At 69.1% G+C, this 16770-nt stretch carries 16 protein-coding genes; 11 read left to right on the top strand and 5 right to left on the bottom strand.

Annotated features, from left to right (window positions below; genetic code table 11):
• Positions 1 to 18: 18 nt before the first annotated feature.
• From EER30_RS36340 to EER30_RS36315, 6 genes are all read left to right on the top strand, one after another.
• Positions 19 to 888, top strand: a complete 870-nt coding sequence (locus EER30_RS36340) for a carbohydrate ABC transporter permease (RefSeq protein ID WP_205650569.1) — start codon at positions 19 to 21, stop codon at positions 886 to 888.
• The gene (locus tag EER30_RS36335) at positions 885 to 1826 is read left to right on the top strand and encodes a Gfo/Idh/MocA family protein (protein ID WP_127505546.1); all 942 of its coding nucleotides are present in this window, start codon (positions 885 to 887) and stop codon (positions 1824 to 1826) included. The genes EER30_RS36340 and EER30_RS36335 overlap by 4 nt, the downstream gene beginning before the upstream one ends.
• Positions 1827 to 1839: 13 nt before the next feature.
• Positions 1840 to 2667, top strand: coding sequence for a sugar phosphate isomerase/epimerase family protein (locus EER30_RS36330; RefSeq protein WP_127505544.1), 828 nt, complete (start codon positions 1840 to 1842; stop codon positions 2665 to 2667).
• 80 nt (positions 2668 to 2747) lie between these two features.
• Positions 2748 to 3740: a Gfo/Idh/MocA family protein gene (locus EER30_RS36325; RefSeq protein WP_240670519.1), complete on the top strand. Its 993-nt coding sequence runs from the start codon at positions 2748 to 2750 to the stop codon at positions 3738 to 3740.
• Positions 3737 to 4600: a sugar phosphate isomerase/epimerase family protein gene (locus tag EER30_RS36320; RefSeq protein WP_127505540.1), complete on the top strand. Its 864-nt coding sequence runs from the start codon at positions 3737 to 3739 to the stop codon at positions 4598 to 4600. Before EER30_RS36325 ends, EER30_RS36320 begins: the two co-directional genes overlap by 4 nt.
• Positions 4597 to 5949, top strand: coding sequence for a lactate racemase domain-containing protein (locus EER30_RS36315; protein WP_127505538.1), 1353 nt, complete (start codon positions 4597 to 4599; stop codon positions 5947 to 5949). The genes EER30_RS36320 and EER30_RS36315 overlap by 4 nt, the downstream gene beginning before the upstream one ends.
• Here EER30_RS36315 and EER30_RS36310 read toward each other — a convergent pair.
• Positions 5850 to 6926 carry a LacI family DNA-binding transcriptional regulator gene (locus EER30_RS36310; protein ID WP_127505536.1) on the bottom strand — a complete coding sequence of 359 codons (1077 nt, stop codon included), beginning with the start codon at positions 6924 to 6926 and terminating at the stop codon, positions 5850 to 5852. The genes EER30_RS36315 and EER30_RS36310 overlap by 100 nt on opposite strands.
• Positions 6927 to 7082: 156 nt before the next feature.
• On the opposite strand from EER30_RS36310, the gene EER30_RS36305 reads away from it, so the two are divergent.
• The gene (locus EER30_RS36305; protein WP_240670518.1) at positions 7083 to 8081 is read left to right on the top strand and encodes an esterase-like activity of phytase family protein; all 999 of its coding nucleotides are present in this window, start codon (positions 7083 to 7085) and stop codon (positions 8079 to 8081) included.
• A gap of 125 nt (positions 8082 to 8206) precedes the next feature.
• Complete coding sequence (locus EER30_RS36300; RefSeq protein ID WP_127505532.1) at positions 8207 to 8671, top strand: hypothetical protein; 465 nt, start codon at positions 8207 to 8209, stop codon at positions 8669 to 8671.
• A gap of 77 nt (positions 8672 to 8748) precedes the next feature.
• On the opposite strand, the gene EER30_RS36295 is transcribed toward EER30_RS36300, so the two are convergent.
• Positions 8749 to 10167, bottom strand: coding sequence for an acyltransferase family protein (locus tag EER30_RS36295; RefSeq protein ID WP_127505530.1), 1419 nt, complete (start codon positions 10165 to 10167; stop codon positions 8749 to 8751).
• 129 nt (positions 10168 to 10296) lie between these two features.
• The gene (locus EER30_RS36290; protein WP_127505528.1) at positions 10297 to 10785 is read right to left on the bottom strand and encodes a nucleoside deaminase; all 489 of its coding nucleotides are present in this window, start codon (positions 10783 to 10785) and stop codon (positions 10297 to 10299) included.
• A gap of 58 nt (positions 10786 to 10843) precedes the next feature.
• Here EER30_RS36290 and EER30_RS36285 point away from each other — a divergent pair, with 58 nt between their 5' ends.
• Positions 10844 to 11377, top strand: coding sequence for a GNAT family N-acetyltransferase (locus tag EER30_RS36285; RefSeq protein WP_127505526.1), 534 nt, complete (start codon positions 10844 to 10846; stop codon positions 11375 to 11377).
• A gap of 93 nt (positions 11378 to 11470) precedes the next feature.
• Positions 11471 to 12574: an endo-1,4-beta-xylanase gene (locus EER30_RS36280; RefSeq protein ID WP_240670517.1), complete on the top strand. Its 1104-nt coding sequence runs from the start codon at positions 11471 to 11473 to the stop codon at positions 12572 to 12574.
• Between the two features lie 6 nt (positions 12575 to 12580).
• On the opposite strand, the gene EER30_RS36275 is transcribed toward EER30_RS36280, so the two are convergent.
• Positions 12581 to 13441, bottom strand: a complete 861-nt coding sequence (locus EER30_RS36275) for an alpha/beta fold hydrolase (protein WP_205650568.1) — start codon at positions 13439 to 13441, stop codon at positions 12581 to 12583.
• A gap of 248 nt (positions 13442 to 13689) precedes the next feature.
• Here EER30_RS36275 and EER30_RS36270 point away from each other — a divergent pair, with 248 nt between their 5' ends.
• Positions 13690 to 14733, top strand: coding sequence for a M48 family metallopeptidase (locus EER30_RS36270; RefSeq protein WP_127505524.1), 1044 nt, complete (start codon positions 13690 to 13692; stop codon positions 14731 to 14733).
• A gap of 67 nt (positions 14734 to 14800) precedes the next feature.
• Here the strand turns inward: EER30_RS36270 and EER30_RS36265 are convergent, their stop codons facing one another.
• On the bottom strand, positions 14801 to 16747 hold the full coding sequence (locus EER30_RS36265; RefSeq protein WP_127505522.1) for an acyl-CoA dehydrogenase family protein: 1947 nt from the start codon (positions 16745 to 16747) through the stop codon (positions 14801 to 14803).
• Positions 16748 to 16770: the final 23 nt, after the last annotated feature.

The raw sequence follows: 16770 nt of genomic DNA, 5'->3' as shown, positions 1-16770 counted from the left end.
CGTCCCGGAGGTGTTCATATGAGCACCACGGCCTCGGCTGAGGCCACTCGCCTGCTGCCGCGATGGATGCTCGTGACCATCACCGCGCTGCTCTGCGTGATGGTGCTCGTTCCGGTCGCCTACATTCTGCTCGCTTCGCTCAACAGCGACGTGGGTGTGGCGTCCGGCGAGTTCTGGCCCAGCTCGTTCAGCCTGGACAGCTACTCGCGCATCTGGACGACGGCGGACCTGTCCACCGGCATCGTCAACAGCCTGATCGTCTGCGCGGTCACGGCGGTCGCCTCGGCGTTGCTCGGCACCATGACGGCGTACGTCCTGGTCCGGTACACGTTCTTCGGCCGGTTGACGATCCTGCGCGGTCTCGTCGGGCTGCAGAGCATTCCGGGCACGCTGATGCTGCTGCCGGTGTTCGTGCTGTTCTCGTCGGCCGGCAACTACCTGGGCCTGACCGTGATCGGGACGCGCTGGGGGCTGTTCCTGGCCTACCTGACGTTCGCGCTGCCGTTCTCGACCTGGGTGATGGTCACCTACCTGCGCGGACTCCCCCGCGAACTCGAGGAGGCGGCCCGCACCGAGGGTGCGTCCACCATCGTCATCCTCTGGCGGATCATCATCCCGCTGAGCCTGCCGGCGATCGTGGTGTCGGGCATCTTCGCGTTCCTGCTCGGATGGAACGACGTGCTGTTCGCTTCGGTGCTCACCCGCCCGGAGACGCACACCGCCGCGGTGGCGCTGCAGATCTTCGGGTCGCAGCAGGAGGGCGGCGCACTGCCGGTCTATTCACAGATGATGGCCGCTGCGCTCATCTGCGCGGCCCCGGTCGTGCTGCTGTACCTGGCCTTCCAGCGCTATCTGGTGGGCGGGCTGACCGCGGGCGGTGTGAAGTGAGGGTCGCGCTCATCGGCCCCGGCACCGTCTCGGTCGTGCACCTGGCCGCGATCGAGAAGCTGAGCGCCTCGATCGGCCTGGAACTGGCCGGCGTCTGCGACTCGCGCCGCGATCACCGGGAGTTCCTGGACGACGTCCGGCCGGAGGTTGTCCACATCTGCACACCACACGATCAACACGTGCGGATTGCGACAGACGCCCTTGAGCGAGGCGTGCATGTCCTGCTCGAAAAGCCGGTCGCCAACACGGTCGCGGAGGCTGACCGCCTGGTCGCCGCGGCCAAGGACCACCCCGACGTCAAGATCGGCGTCTGCCTCCAGAACCGCTACAACATGACGTCACGAGCAGCGTACGACCTGCTGCTCTCGGGCGAGCTGGGCACGGTCACCGGCGCGTCGGCGTCGGTGTTGTGGCATCGCGACGAGGCCTACTACGCCGCGAAGCCGTGGCGCGGCCTCAGGTCACGGGCCGGCGGCGGTGTCCTCATCAACCAGGCCATCCACACCCTCGACCTGCTCCAGTGGCTGCTCGGCGACGTCACTACCGTCACCGGCCACGCCGGTTGTTACGGCGGCGCGTCCAACGAGGTCGAGGACACTGCACATTTGCTGCTCGACCATGCACGACCCGCGCGGAGCGTCTTCTTCGCCACGACGACCAACGCTGTGGACTCGCCCGTGACGATCGAGATCGTGGCCGAGCGGGGAACGCTGTATCTGCGCGGCGACCTGACGGTGGCGTACGCGGACGGGCGGGCCGAGACGGTGTCCGAGCTGCTGCCCGGTGGCGAGGGCCGGTCCTACTGGGGAGCGTCGCACGAGTTGCTGATCGCCGACTTCTATCGATCGCTCGACGACCCCGAACCCTTCTGGATCGGGCCGGCCGAGGCGCTCAAGGCGCAGCACCTGATCGACGAGATCTACCGACACACGAGCTGAAAGGCCTTGCGCGATGTGGACTCTCTCCGGATTCTCCGACGAGATCTCCCCCGACTTCACCGAGCAGTGCGAGGTCGTCACGGGACTCGGCATGACCCACGTCGAGGTGCGCAGCGCCTGGGACGTCAACATCCTCGACCTCTCCCCCGACCAGCTCGACACGGTCAAGAAGACCCTTTCGGCGTACGGATTGAAGGTGTCCTCGATCGGGTCGCCCATCGGGAAGATCCCCGTGACCGAGGACTTCGCCCCGCACCTGGAACGGATGCGGCACGCCGCCGAGGTCGCCCAGCTGCTCGAGGCCCCGTACATCAGGATCTTCTCGTTCTTCATGCCCACCGGCGACGACCCGTCCACACATCGTGCAGAAGTGATTGAGCGAATGCGCGCGATTGTGCGTGTCGCGGAAGAGGCCGACCTGATCCTGCTGCACGAGAACGAGAAGGAGATCTACGGCGACGTGCCCAGCCGTTGCCTCGACCTGATCCGCTCGGTCGGCTCGCCCTACCTGCGGCTGGCCTGGGATCCGGCCAACTTCGTGCAGGTCGGGGTGCGGCCCTACACCGACGGTTATGCACAGCTGCGTCCGCACGTCGAATATGTGCAGATCAAGGACGCGCTCGCCGCCGACGGCACTGTAGTCCCGGCCGGCGAGGGCGACGGCGAGGTCGCCGCCACGATCCGCGCGCTGCGGCACGACGGCTTCGACGGCTTCTTCTCCCTCGAACCGCACCTGGCGGCGGGCCACGCCACCGGCGGTTTCTCCGGCCCCGACCTGTTCCGCACCGCCCACCGGGCCTTCACCGGCCTGCTCAAGACCGAGGAGATCGATTACGCATGAGTGTCCCGTCATTTGCCCTGGGTGTCCCGTCATTTGCCCTGGTCGGCGCGGGAGTCATCGGCCGGCATCACGGCTCGGTCATGTCTCGGCTCACGGACCGGTTGCGGCTGACCGCGGTCATCGACGTGGTCGCCTCGCGCGCTGAGGAACTGGCCGAGGCGCGCGGCGGGCGGCCGTTCACCTCGCTCACCGATGCCCTTTCGAATGAACAGATCGACGTCGTCGTTGTGTGCACGCCGACCGGGCATCACGGCACGGTGGCGATCGAGGCGCTCGAAGCGGGCAAGCACGTCATCATCGAGAAGCCGGCCGAGATCACCGTCGAGAAGACCGACGAGATCATCCGGGCCCGGGACAAGGCGGGGACGCTGGTCACGGTCATCTCGCAGCACCGGTTCGACCCGTCCACCGAGAAGACCCTGGCCGCCATCGGCGCGGGCGAGTTCGGGCGGGTCAGCTCGGGCATCGCGGCGATCGACTGGTGGCGGGGGCAGAGCTACTACGACTCCGGCGACTGGCGCGGCACCTGGGAGCTCGACGGTGGCGGCGCGCTCATGAACCAGGGTGTGCACACCGTCGACCTGTTGGTCGCGGCGCTCGGGCGGCCTGTGGAAATCTTCGCCTACGCGGGCACACTCGCGCATGAACGCATCGAGGTCGAGGACGTCGCGGTCGGTGTGGTGCGGTTCGAATCGGGGGCCCTGGGCGTGTTGCACGCGACCACCTCGGCGTACCCGGGCCTGAGCGCTCGTCTGCAGGTGCACGGCGATCGCGGGTCGGCGGTCATCGACAACGACCAGCTCGCGTTCTTCCACGCCACGCCGGCCGGGGAAGACATCGAGGAGCGGCTGATGGGCACGACGCGGGTGACGTCCGGAGGCGGTGACGAGACGGCGAGCAGTAACCCGGGCGCGCTGTCCGACGCGCATCGGCGGCAATACCTGAACTTCCTGGACGCGCTGGCCGGCAACGACCGCCTGCGCGTCGACCTGGAGACCAACCGGCAGTCGATCGCGGTGATAACCGGGGCGTACGAGTCGGCGCGAACGGGAAGGCCAGTGCGGCTCGGATGAGACGGATCGCAGCAAACCCCATCCCGTACTGGGCCACGGCGGGCAAGACCCGGGAAGTGTTCGAGGAGGCGTTCGGGGATTTCCACGCGATCGGCTTCACGGCGGTCAAGGCGGACGTCCCCGACGACATGACCGCCCCGGAATATCGCGCGTGGATCGGCCGGTACGGGCTGTCGCCCTCGCTCAGCCTGTTCAACTCGCCGTTCGACGAGTCCGTCACGGTTGTGGATGAGGTTGAGCGAGCCAAACAATTCGCTCAGGTTCAGGTGTCGCTCGGGCTCGACCGCACCATGGTCTCGTCGATGGCGGTTCCCGCGCGGATCGAACAGCCGGCGGTCGGGGCGGGCTTCGACGAGGGCCGGCTCAAACGCGCGATCGACATGTGCGGCGAGGTCTGCCGGGCGCTGGCCGCCGAGGGCCTGCGGCCGCTGCACCACTCCCACGTCGGGGGCGTCTTCGAGACCGAGCACGAGATCACACGCCTGCTGGACGACCTGGGCGCCGACGTGATCGGCTTCGGCCCGGACACGGGACATCTGCGCTGGGCCGGGATCGAGCCCGCCCCGTTCATCCGCCGCTACGCGGACCGGCTGGGCGGCATCCACATCAAGGACGTCTACCCCGACTTCCTGTCCGGTGGCGACGGTTCCTACCGGGAGAAGACGGTCACGAAGCGCCTGTGGGCCGAACCGGGCCTGGGTGTGGTCGACTTCGACGCCGTGCTCGACGCGATCCCGGCCTCGTACGACGGTGATTTCATGATCGAGGTGGACGAGCCGTCGGTGGACTCGAAGCTGGAGTCGCATCGTCTGTCGTTCGCGTGGGCACGACGCGCGCTGGCGGGCAGGATCGAAGAGTGACTTCAGCGGTGACCGGGCGAGCGGCCCGGGTGGGTGGCGCCGAGCGGGTGCTCAGCGAGGCCGAGGTGCGCGAGTTCGTCATCGAGCAGCTCGCGCACCTGGATGTGGACGGCCGCAGCGTCTGCGTGCTCGTTCCCGACGCGACCCGCACGTGCCCGCTGCCGTTGCTGGTGGGCGCCGTGCACCAGGCCCTGCACGGGCGGGTATCGCGGCTGACCGTGCTGATCGCGCTGGGCACGCACGGGGCGATGACCCCCGAAGCGCTCGAAGCGCACGTCGGCGTCTACCCGGACACGACGGTCATCAATCACGCGTGGTGGGAGCCGTCGACATTCGCCCACCTCGGCACCATCCCGAGTGAGCGAATCGCCGAACTGTCGAGCGGCCGGATGAGCGGGGACGTGCCCGTTCTGCTCAATCGCGCAGTCGTCGACCACGACATCGCGCTCGTGGTCGGCCCGGTGCTGCCGCACGAGGTGGTCGGCATGTCCGGCGGCAACAAATACTTCTTCCCAGGCGTCGCCGGCCAGCAGATCATCGACGTCTCGCACTGGCTGGGCGCCCTGATCACCTCATCCGAGATCATCGGAACGACCGGCCTGACCCCCGTCCGAGCCCTGATCAACGACGGCGCCGCCCTGATCCCCGCCGAGACATACGCCTTCTGCGTAGTGACAGCCGAATCGCCCACCGAACCCGCGCCGCTCCCGGTCCACGGTCCGATCCCCGGCGACCCCGCCGGCCCCGGCGCCCACAGCTCGATCAGCCCGCGTATACCTGTGGACAGCGACAAGAGTTCCGCGCTGCACTCGATCTCGTTCGGGGACTGCATCTCGTCGTGGGCGAGCGCGGCCGAGATCAGCGCGGCCACCCACGTGACCTACCTCGACCGGCCCGTGCGGCGCGTGTTGTCGCTGGTCCCGACCATGTATGACGAGATCTGGACCGGGGCCAAGGGCTTCTACAAGGTCGAGCCGGTGGTGGCCGACGGCGGCGAGGTCATCCTCTACGCGCCGCACATCACCGAGATCGCGGCCAGCCATCCACAGATCTACGAGATCGGCTACCACTGCCGCGACTATTTCGTGAAGCAGTGGGACTCGTTCAAGAACGTGCACTGGGGCGTGCTCGCTCACTCGACCCATCTGCGCGGAGCGGGCACGTTCGAGCAGGGTGTGGAAAAACTGCGCGTCGACGTCACCCTCGCCACGGGCATCCCCGAGGAGGTGTGCCGTTCGGTCAACCTCGGCTACCGCGACCCGGCGACGATCGACGTGGCGTCGTTCGCGGCCGACCCCGACACCCTGGTCGTGCCACGCGCCGGGGAGGTCTTGTTCCGCCTACGCTGAGCGGTCGAACGGCGCACCACCAGCCGCACGGGCAGCACGAGCGGCCGTCCGCTCGGCTTCGCGCCCTGGGCGACCGCGATGCAGTTCTGCACACCCGTGAAGCCCATCCGGTAGAGCGGCGACGCGATCGTCGTGAGCTGCGGCTCGACCAGCTCGTCGAAGATGATGTTGTCGAAGCCGACCACGCTGACCTGCTCGGGAACCACCATCCCGAGCCGGCTCAGCCCCTTCACGATCCCGATGGCGAGCTGGTCGTTGTAGGCCTGAACAGCAGTCGCGTCGGTCTCGGCCACGTGCAGCGCGGCGCCCAGACCCGCCAAGACCGTCGGCTCGTACGGCCCCAGCCTGCGCGCCTCCAGCCCCAGATCGGCCGCGGCCTGCCGCAACGCCCGCCACCGCACACCATCGGACCAGCTCGTCTCCGGCCCCGCCACGTACGTGATCTTGTCGTGGCCCAGCGAGGCGAGGTGTTCGGCGGCCCGCCGGATGCCGCGCTCGGCGTCGTTGAGCACGCAGTTCGCCTCGGGGATGATGCGGTTGAGCAGCACGACCGCCTTCTGCTTGGCCACCATGCGCAGCGCGGAGTCGGTCATCCGCGAGCTGGCGATCACCACGCCGTCGACCTGTGCGAGCTCCTGCTCGATCGTCTGTCGCTCGACCTTGGGAGACTCATTGGTGTGCGACAGGATGAGCTGGTAGCCGGCCTCACGCGCGGCCTCGTACGCGCCCTTGATGATGTCGCCGTAGAACGGGTTGGTGACATCGGCGACCACCAGGGCGATCGCGTTCTGCACGGTCCCGCTGCGGGGCTGCCGCGAAAGTGCCGTGGCCGTGCGATATCCCAGCTTCTCGGCCGCCTCGAAGATCCGTTGCGCGGTGTCGGCGTTGACTCTTCCCGGCCGCGCGTAGGCGCGCGAGACCGTCGAGGCGGCGACCCCCGCCTCGCGCGCCACGTCGTAAATAGTCGGGCGACTCATGTCCAGGATGTTAAATCGGTCATCGTGCGCACAACAGTCCTAGCGGTCATCGCATCTGCGGCCGTGCTGCGCCTTGTCCCGCTCGAACCCGCGCCGGCAGCGGCGGCTGAGCGTTTCGCGCAACCCGAGCAAGTGTGTGCAATCAGCGATGAGCGTTTGGACGAACTCTCCGGCCTGGTGGCTGTGGACAACGGTTACGCCGTGGTCAACGACGGCTCGGACTTCGCGAACCGCCGCCGGATCTTCTTCCTCAACAGCTCGTGCCGGGTCACGCGGACCGTCCCCTACCCGTCCCGGCCGCGCGACCCGGAGGACCTGGGCCGCGCCGGCGACGGCAGCCTGTGGATAGCCGACATCGGCGACAACGGCCGCAGCCGCACAACCGTCGCCCTGTGGAAACTCGCGCCGCGCGCGAAGAGCCCCGTCCTGTACCGCCTCACCTATCCCGACGGCGCCCACGACGCCGAGGCGCTGCTGGTCTCGCGTGACGGCAGCCCGATCATCGTCACGAAGAGCGGCGGAACCGCCGGCCTGTACGCCCCGGCGCGAGCGCTGAGCCGCGACAAGGCCACCCCGCTGCGCCTGGCCGGCGAAGTCACCGTGCCCCTGACCACCACGAGCAACCCGTTCTCGTTCCTGGGCCGCGCGGTGATCACCGGGGCCGCCGCCTCTCCGGACGGGCGCCACGTCGCGTTACGCACCTACGCCGACGCTTTCGAGTACGACGTCGATGACGGCGACGTGATCAAGGCCCTGACGACGTCGAAGCCGCGCCAGATCCCCCTCCCGGACGAGCCCCAGGGCGAATCGATCACCTACAGCGCCGACGGCCGCTCCCTGCTGACCGTCTCGGAGTCCTCGGGCCAGCCGGCCGGCTCCCGCCCGGTCCTCCTGCGTTACCCACTGCCCGACCGCCCCGCAGCCACGGCTACTCCGTCCGCACCGCCGACACCGTCGCCGACTGTTTCCGAAGCTCCTGCCGCACCGAACGCACCGAACTCCCCGGCTCAGGCGACGAAGCCTGCCGCAGAGCCGACTACGGCAGCAGCCTCGGAGACGACGCCGTTCAACTACATCGCGGTGATCGTCGGCGTCGTCGTGCTGCTCGGCGTCGCCTTGGCGGCAATCCTCGTTCTCCGACGCCGCCGGGAATAGGTCGGCAGGCACACCCAACAGGACCGGCCCGCCGTCGGGGTCATTCGGCGGGTGGGGCCGGGCAGGGCCGGCGAGTTCGGGTGCTGCGGGTGTCACGAATTCGATCGGTCGCGCGTCCTAGCGGCATGACCTCTGAAGCTGGCGGCACTGCGGTTGTCGCGATGAAGAAATGGCTGCGTGGCGGGCTGTTCACCCTGGCGGGCCTGCAGACGATCGTCGCGGCCTGGCAGTATCTGCTCCCGCGCTCGTTCTACGACAACTTCCCGACCGTCAAGCTCGACCCGCCCTTCAACGAGCACCTGGTCTCCGACGTGGGCGGGCTGGGGCTCGCGGTGACCGCCACGCTCTACTTCGCGGCTGTCGTGCTCGACACCAAAGTCGCGGCGGCGGCACTGCTCGGCTACGCGGTCTACGTCGTGACGCACTTCATCTTCCACGTCACCCACTTCGACAACTTCTCGCTGCTCGAAGCGATCGGCGTCGGCACGGGGCTCGGCATCGAAGTGGTCCTCGCCGTGCTGCTGATGTATGTCACGTGGTTGATTCACCGCGCGGAGTCGGCCATCGCGCAGCCCGTGCGCGCCCGATGAACAAACGACAGCGGTGAGTCGAGTGGCTCACCTCGACTCACCGCTGCCGTCACGAGTAATGAGCCGAGTGGCTCACCTCAGGAGCGACCGGGCCCCGGCGGCCATTCCGGCGGCGCGTCGTTGACGCGGGCAACACCCCGCGCGGGGTACGGGCCGTCGGGCGCCCCGGATTCCACGGACGCCGAGCCGTCGACCGTGCTCATCCCGGAGCTCTGGACCGCGTGCGAGTCGGGGGCGGCACCGGGAACCGGGGACTTGACGGATTCGGGGGCGCCGACGGTTCGGCGGCCTACGGGCGGGGGCCCTTCGGTACGGACTTGCGCGCTTGGGGTCGTACGGCTGAAGGAAGCTGACGCTGACGCGCCTGGGGCGACCGACGCTGCTCCGGCCAGGGCCGGCATCGGGCCCGCGCTCGGCCACAGGGAGGGGCGGCGTTTGGCTGAGACGTCCTCGACCCAGCCGAACAGCACCACGGCACCGAGGACCAGCAGGGCCTCGATGATCAGCATCCAGACGACGTACTGGAAGGTCGCCCACGGCACCTGGTAGTGCTCGAGGAGCATCGCGCCGACCGTGATCAGGGGGAAGTGCCAGAGGTAGATCGTGATCGCGCGGGCGTTGATGACGCGGACCGACTCGGAGAGCCACTTGACGCGGTCGAGGAAGGCCATCGTGGGGCGGAAGCGGAGCACGATCATCACGAAGGCCAGCGACCACAGGCTGCGGGCGATCGGGTCCTCGTTGAGGTCGAAGCCCCATGCGGTCGGGTGGGTGAACAGCCAGTAGAGACCGATGCCGCCGATCACGGTGACCGCGGCCGCGTAGAGGGCGATCGGCATGCGGTGCAAGCGTCCGTCGCGATGGGCGAAGCCGACCAGCCAGCAGGCCGCATAGGTGACGAAGTCCCACATGATGCCGTCGACCGGGTCGGGCAGGCGGAAACCGGTCGCGGTGAGCACGACGAGGATGACCAGGGGCGCCGCCACCACGGCCCAGCCGAACCGCTTGTACAGGAAGTACAGGATCGGCGAGACCAGGACGAAGATCAGGTACGCCCTGAGGTACCAGAGGACCTCCCAGAAGGGCTCGCCCCACGAGCTTCCCGGCGGGTCCTCGAGCGGGAACAGCCAGAAGACCAGGTTCAGCTTGTGCAGCGGGTGATCGGGATCGGACGTCGACCAACCGTGCCAGAACATCAGGGGCAGGGCGATCGCGGCGAAGGTCCAGAGGGCCGGCAGCAGGCGGCGGATGCGCGACCACACCGCCTTGCGGGCGCCGGCCTTCGACAGGGACGCGGCCATCAGCGAGCCGGCGATCGCGAACATGACGCCCATCGCGGGCAGCACGTAGGTCAGCCAGGCCCACCCGAACGCGTGATAGACGACGACCCGCACGATCGCCACCGCCCGGAGCGTGTCGATGTAGCGGTTGCGCGACGGCTTGACCGTCGGCGGAGCGGCGGCCGCGGGCACGGCCGCAGCGGGACTTGCAGTCATCAACGGGGCCTCCGCCACGATCGCGAACACAGCTCCCGTTCAGGATCATGGCCGTGACTAGGGCGGGGAACCCTCCTGACGCCCCCTGGGCCCGTCCGTACGGTCACGACCCGGTGACCGTACGGCGTGTTACCGCCAGAAACCCTGGTGTACGTCGGCGGCGCTGGTCAGGTCGGCGGGGCCGTCGACGACGATGGGGCGGCCGCCGCGCTCGAAGACCTCCCGCGACGACAGACGCAGTGGGGGCACCCCGTCGTCGTCGACGATCGCGGCCAGTTCGGCCGAGGAGAAGGCGAAGACCATCCGCCCGATGCCCGACCAGTAGATCGCGCCGGCACACATCGCGCACGGCTCGGTGCTCGTATAGAGCGTGCTCTCCGCCAGCACCGCCAGCTCCCACCCACCGGCGGCGCGAACGAGGTTGGTCTCGGCGTGACCGGTGGGATCAGAATCGGTCACCGTTGAATTCAGTCCCTCGGCCACGCTCCCGTCGGGCGCGACCAGCAAGGCACCGAAGGGGTGATCTCCGCGGTTACGCGCGTCCCAGGCGAGGGCGACGGCCCTTTCGAGGTACGCCTCGTCGACGGCGCTGATCGCGCTCGAGCTCACAAAGGTCATTGCGCACTGTAACCGGAAACGATTTGCCCGCGATGCGACCGCACGGAAGGCTTCCGGCATGGAACCCCCTGAGATGATCAATGCCGGTGAGCTGGTGCTGAAGCGCTGGGAGCCGGAGTGGGCCTCGGAGGCCCTGGCCGCCATCGAGGATTCGCTGCCCGAGTTGAAGCAGTTCATGCCGTGGGCCACCGACGGGTACGACCTGCCGGCCGCGCAGGACTTCCTGGTGAAGAGCCGGGAGGGCTGGGAGGAAGGCACCCAGTTCAACTACGCGATCTTCACCTCGGTCGGGGAACTGGTGGGCTCGATCGGGTTGATGACGCGGATGGGGCCCGGGGTGCTGGAGATCGGCTACTGGATGCGGTCGCCATACGCGGGCCGCGGTTACATGACGGCGGCGGTCGAGGCGCTCACCCGGGTCGCGCTGACCATGCCGGGGATCGAGCGGGCGGCCATCAAATACGACGAGGCCAACATCGGCTCCGGGCGGGTGGCGATAAAGGCCGGGTACGTCGAGGTGGGCAAGGAGGTCCGCGAGGTCGAGGCGCCCGGCGAGTCCGGGACCACGATCGTCCGCGAACGCCGGCACTGAGCGATTGACGGACTCCTTTACGACGCATAACTTACGAGGAACCTCCGGAAGTTACGGGAGCGAAATCCACCAACGTTCCTCGAAGGAGTCCCAGTGCTCACGTCAGCCCGGGCCGTGGTGGCCGTCCTCGCCACCACGGCAATGCTGGGTTACCTGGCCCAGCCCGTTCAGGCCCATTCCGGCCATTCGCACGGTAAGTCGCTTCGCTCGGTAGCTCCGCGAGACTTGCGGATCGGCACGGCGGTCGCGGGCGGCGGCCACCACCTCGAGCAGCCCTATCCCGACCCGTTCACCTACGACCGGCCGTACCGCAAGGTGCTGGCCAAGGAGTTCAGCTCGGCCTCGCCCGAGAACCAGATGAAGTGGGAGTTCATCCACCCCGAACGGCACCGGTACAACTTCGGGCCGGCCGACGCCATCGTGAAGTTCGCCCGCGAGAACGGCCAGGCGGTACGCGGCCACACGCTGCTGTGGCACAGCCAGAACCCGGCCTGGCTCAACGAGGGCACGTTCACCAAGGCCGAACTGCGCTCGATCCTCAAGAACCACATCTTCACGGTGGTCGGCCGCTACAAAGGCAAGATCCACCAGTGGGACGTCGCGAACGAAGTCTTCAACGAGAACGGCGAGTACCGGCAGGAGAACATCTTCATCCGTGAGCTCGGGCCGGGCATCGTCGCGGACGCGTTCCGGTGGGCGCACCAGGCCGACCCGCGAGCGCAACTGTTCCTGAACGACTACGGCGTCGAGTGGCCCGGGGGCAAGGTCGACGCGTACGAGGCGCTGGCCCGTCAGCTCCTGGCCGAGCGGGTGCCGTTGCACGGCTTCGCGTCGCAGGCCCACCTGAGCATGCGTTACGGCGCGCCCGACCAGTTGCGCGGTGTGCTGCAGCGCTTCGACGACCTCGGCCTCAAGACCGCGATCACCGAGCTCGATGTGCGCATGGACCTCCCCTCCGGTGGTGTGCCGACCGCCGAGCAGCTCGCCACGCAGGCCTCGTACTACAAGACCGTGCTGGACGCCTGCCTCGCGGTCGACGACTGCAACTCGTTCACGATCTGGGGCTTCACCGACAAGTACTCCTGGGTGCCGGTGTTCTTCCCGGCCGAGGGCGCCGCGACGGTGATGTGGGACGACTTCGGCAAGAAGCCGGCCTACTACGTCCTGCGCGACACCCTGGCCGGCGCCCGCCGCTGACGGGGCTCAGGCGCGGTTGTCCAGCACGCGCCGCAGGGTGGCCGCGAAGTTGTCGGGGTCGCCCTGCTGGCCGAACTCGCCGCCGAGGAAGCCGGCGTGGTTGCTCGGGAACCACGTCGGCTCGACGCCGAGGCCCGCGGCCACGCCCAGACCGCCGCGGTTGGCCAGTTCGTCCTTCGACTCCTCGCCCACGCCGATGACGATGCGGGTCGAGGCGGCGCGCAGCGCCTCGAAGTCGGGCTCGTAGTGGGTGCAGGAGACCAGGTTCTGACCCAGGAGCGGGTCGTTGCGGTCGCCGTTGTCGTCGGCGGGCAGGCCGAACTCGGCGGGGCTGGGCGCGGGCTGGTCGATCCACCCGGCCGGAACGTCACCCTTGTGGCTGACCATCATGATGAACCGGACCATCGCCGGGCCCATGCCCTCGCGCTGGTAGAGCTCGGCGATGCCCTTGGTCGCGGCGGAGGCGGTCTCGCGGTCGGCCAGCACCGGGATGATCGGCGGCTCGTGGGCGACCAGGGTGCCGACCTGGCCGGGGTGGGCGGTGACCAGGGCCAGGGCGTTGACTGCGCCGCCGCTGGAGGCGAAGACGTCGACCGGGCCGCCGCCGAGCGCGTCGATGATGGCGCTCATGTCGTCACCGTGCTGCTCGGGCGTCGACTCGGTGGCCCCGCCGGTGAGTTTGCTGCGGCTGACGCCGCGTGGGTCGTACGTCACGATGGTGCGGTCGGTGAAGTGCTTGGCGAGCGTGCCGAAGCCGCTCGCGTCCATCGGCGAGCCGACCAGCAGCAGGACGGGTCCGTCGCCCTTGCGGACGTCGTAGGTGATCTCGGCGCCGGGCGTGGTGATCGTGTGCGTCTCAACAGTCACAGCAGTGGCCTTCCCTCGAATGTCGTGCTGGTTGGACCCTGGGTGTCGCCGGAACTCATCGGCGCCGCCGGAACAAATTCTCGCTGTCTCGGGCGACCGGCGGGACCGACTTAGGTACTGGCTCGAATCCGTACCGAAGCATCGGCCGAAAGTCGCAGTCGGCCGGTAACGTCTCCGGCTCCGAGCCGATGTGCTCAACCCCCGCCGTCCGGAATTCTCGGACATCGGAACCGACACGGGAGGTCACGATGACTATCGAGGACGACAACCGGCCGGCACGGCAGCGGGTCGCCCTGACCGGCATCAGCTCGCGGGCCTGGGAGCACCCCGCCGATCGGGGTGCGCTCACCGCGCTGCGCGAGCTGCGCGGGTTCGACGACGTGGTACGCGGCCTGTTCGGCATGTGGAACGAGCGGGGGTTCCGCCTGTCCTACCTGGCCGGCGCCATCCGCGTCGACCATCGGCAATACCCGCGGGTGCACGGCCTGTTCGCCGAGGCCGCCGACGTCCTCGACGTCGCCGAGCGCCCCGAGCTCTATGTGAGCCAGTCGCCGATCATCAGCGGCAAGGCGATCGGCATGGACCGCCCGTTCGTGGTGATCAGCACGGCCGCGGTCGAGAAGCTCGACGACGACGAGCTGCGCACGCTGCTGGGCCGCGAGATCGGCCACGTCCGCAGCGGCCACGCCGTCTACCAGACGATCATGACGATCCTGACCCGCTGGGTGACGAACGTGAGCTGGCTGCCGGTCGGCGCGATCGCGCTGCGGGCGATCATTGCGGCGATGTACGAGTGGTGGCGCAAGGCCGAGCTGTCGGCCGACCGGGCGGGCCTGCTCGCCGCGCAAGACCCGGCGGCGTCCCTGCGCCTGTTCATGAAGATGGCCGGCGGCGGCGACCTCTCGCAGATCGACACCGCGGCGTTCCTGGAGCAGGCCGCCGAGTACGAGGGCGGCGGCGACCTGCGCGACAGCATCCACAAGATCGGCATGACCGCGTTCACCGGCGAGCCGGTTCCGGTGGCACGCGCGGCCGAGCTGCAGAAGTGGGTCGACTCCGGCGACTACGCCCGCATCCTGGGCGGCGACTACCCGCGCCGCGAGGACGACGGCGACGCCTCGGTGACCGCTGACGTGAAGGCGGCGGCCGCCAGCTATCGCGACTCGTTCCGCGACTCGTCCGACCCGCTGGTCAGCTTCGCCCGCAAGGCCGCGGGCGGGGCCGCCGATCTGGTCGGTTCGGCCGCCCGCGGCGCCCGCAACTGGGCGAACGGGCGGGGGTCCGACAACTGAACTCCGACAGCGACTGAGCTTCGCCGGCGGCGCGGGTATCGAGGCCGCGCCGCCGGCGGAACAACTCCTACGCGGCGTCGTGCTCGGCCATGACGTCCTGCCGAGCCGGCTCCTCGCGCAGGATCGCGGCGTTGAGCCACTCGTCCGGAATCGCGAAGGCGTCGACCAGCGTCGTCAGGTGCGGGCGGAGCTGGCGCAACAGCTCGTTGACCAGGCCGGTGACCGCCTTGGACCGGGCCGGGGTCAGCCGCTGGTGCTCCAGGTACCAGCCCTTGTGCGTCTCGATCGTGCTCAGGGCATAGAGGTCGCAGACCTTGGAGAGCAGGGCGCGTGCCTCGTCGTCGCCGGTGCGGTCGATGCCGGCCACGAAAGCCTCGAGCACGACCCGGTCGATGTGCGCTAACGCCGTCTCGAGCACGTGGTCCTGCACGTCGTTGAAGATGTCGAACTGCCGCGCCTTCTTCTGCCCGGCGCCGGCCCGCAGCCGCCGCACCGCACCGTCGAGCAGGTGCTTCTCGCGGTCCTCGAAGAGCGCCAGATGCCAGCCGCGGTCGGTGAGCGCGACCTCTTCGCCCCGCCCCGGCACGGCGTCGATCAGCCGGTGGATCAGGCCGCGGGCCGCCGTGCGTTCGAGGACCATCGATCGCACCTGTTCGGCGACGAAGGTGGCGCGGCCCCAGCCGTCGAGCGACCCGAACGCGTCCCGATAGCCGGTGAGCAGCCCCTTCGCGACGAGCTGCAGCAGGACGGTGTTGTCGCCCTCGAATGTCGTGAACACGTCGGTGTCGGCTTTCAGCCCGGGCAGACGGTTCTCGGCCAGATAGCCGGCCCCGCCGCAGGCCTCCCGGGCGGCCTGGATCGCCCGGGTCGCGTGCCACGTCTGCGCCGCCTTGAGCCCGGCCGCCCGCGACTCGAGTTCACGCTGCCGGTGCTCGTCGACGGGGCCCTGCGAGGTCTGCACCTCGTGCAGGGCGCCGACCAGCTCTTCCTGGGCGAAGTGCAGGGCGTACGCGTCGGCGAGATGGGTCACCAGGATGCGTTGATGGGCCAGGTAGTCATTGAGCGCGATCTCGCGCGTCTCGCCCGGCGCCGTGAACTGCCGACGCGACTCGCCATAGCGTACGGCGATGGTCAGCGCCTCCTTGGCGGCGTTCGCGGCGGCACCACCGACGACGACGCGGCCGCGCACCAGGGTGCCGAGCATGGTGAAGAAACGGCGGACGTCGTTGTCGATCGAGCTCGTGTAAGAGCCGTCGGGGGCGACCTGTCCGTAGCGGTCGAGCAGCATCGCGCGGGGCACGCTGACGTGGTCGAACGAGAGGCGCCCGTTGTCGACCCCGAGCAGGCCGGCCTTGTGCCCGTCGTCGCCGATCGTCACGCCCGGCAGCGGGTTGCCCTGCTCGTCGCGGATCGGCACCAGCCACGCGTGCACGCCGTGCTGCCTGCCGCCGGTGACGAGCTGGGCGAAGACCACGGCCATGCGCCCGTCGCGGGCGGCGTTGCCGATGTAGTCCTTGCGGGCGGCCGCGTGCGGGGTGTGCAGGTCGAAGGTCTCGGTCGCGGGGTCGTAGACGCAGGTGGTGCGCAGTTGCTGCACGTCGGAGCCGTGGCCGGTCTCGGTCATCGCGAAGCAGCCGAGCAGGTCGGCCGAGATGATGTCGCGCAGGAAGAGATCGTGGTGGTGCTTGGTGCCGAGGGCCACGACGGCGCCGCCGAACAGGCCCCACTGCACGCCGGACTTCACCATCAGGGAGAGGTCGATCTGGGCGAGCATCTCGGCCGCGACCACCGACGCACCAGGATCGGCCTGTCCCCCGTACGCGAGGGGGAAGCCCGCGGCGATGCCCGGGTCGGTCGGCAGTTCCCGCAACAGGCGGGTGACGCGCTCGCGCGCCTGATCGATCGTCTCGCCCGGCACGGCCACGAATGTGTCGCCGCCGAGCTCGGTGCGGGCGGCCTTGCGGACGTGCGCCCACCGTCCGTCGAGAACCTCTTGCAGCCGCTCGCTGAGCATGTCGCCCCCCTTTGTTACTGGCG

The organism is Actinoplanes solisilvae, assembly GCF_003999975.1.
In the GTDB taxonomy this organism is placed as follows: Bacteria; Actinomycetota; Actinomycetes; order Mycobacteriales; family Micromonosporaceae; genus Actinoplanes; species Actinoplanes solisilvae.
Note: the sequence above shows the minus strand (reverse complement) of the source record. Positions and strands in the feature narration are given on the sequence as shown.

Bases quoted from the DNA above. Each gene is read 5' to 3' on its own strand.
- EER30_RS36340 (WP_205650569.1), top strand. From the start codon at position 19: ATGAGCACCACGGCCTCGGCTGAGGCCACTCGCCTGCTGCCGCGATGG.
- EER30_RS36330 (WP_127505544.1), top strand. From the start codon at position 1,840: ATGTGGACTCTCTCCGGATTCTCCGACGAGATCTCCCCCGACTTCACC.
- EER30_RS36325 (WP_240670519.1), top strand. From the start codon at position 2,748: ATGTCTCGGCTCACGGACCGGTTGCGGCTGACCGCGGTCATCGACGTG.
- EER30_RS36320 (WP_127505540.1), top strand. From the start codon at position 3,737: ATGAGACGGATCGCAGCAAACCCCATCCCGTACTGGGCCACGGCGGGC.
- EER30_RS36310 (WP_127505536.1), bottom strand. From the start codon at position 6,926: ATGAGTCGCCCGACTATTTACGACGTGGCGCGCGAGGCGGGGGTCGCC.
- EER30_RS36300 (WP_127505532.1), top strand. From the start codon at position 8,207: ATGACCTCTGAAGCTGGCGGCACTGCGGTTGTCGCGATGAAGAAATGG.
- EER30_RS36295 (WP_127505530.1), bottom strand. From the start codon at position 10,167: ATGACTGCAAGTCCCGCTGCGGCCGTGCCCGCGGCCGCCGCTCCGCCG.
- EER30_RS36290 (WP_127505528.1), bottom strand. From the start codon at position 10,785: ATGACCTTTGTGAGCTCGAGCGCGATCAGCGCCGTCGACGAGGCGTAC.
- EER30_RS36285 (WP_127505526.1), top strand. From the start codon at position 10,844: ATGGAACCCCCTGAGATGATCAATGCCGGTGAGCTGGTGCTGAAGCGC.
- EER30_RS36270 (WP_127505524.1), top strand. From the start codon at position 13,690: ATGACTATCGAGGACGACAACCGGCCGGCACGGCAGCGGGTCGCCCTG.
- EER30_RS36265 (WP_127505522.1), bottom strand. From the start codon at position 16,747: ATGCTCAGCGAGCGGCTGCAAGAGGTTCTCGACGGACGGTGGGCGCAC.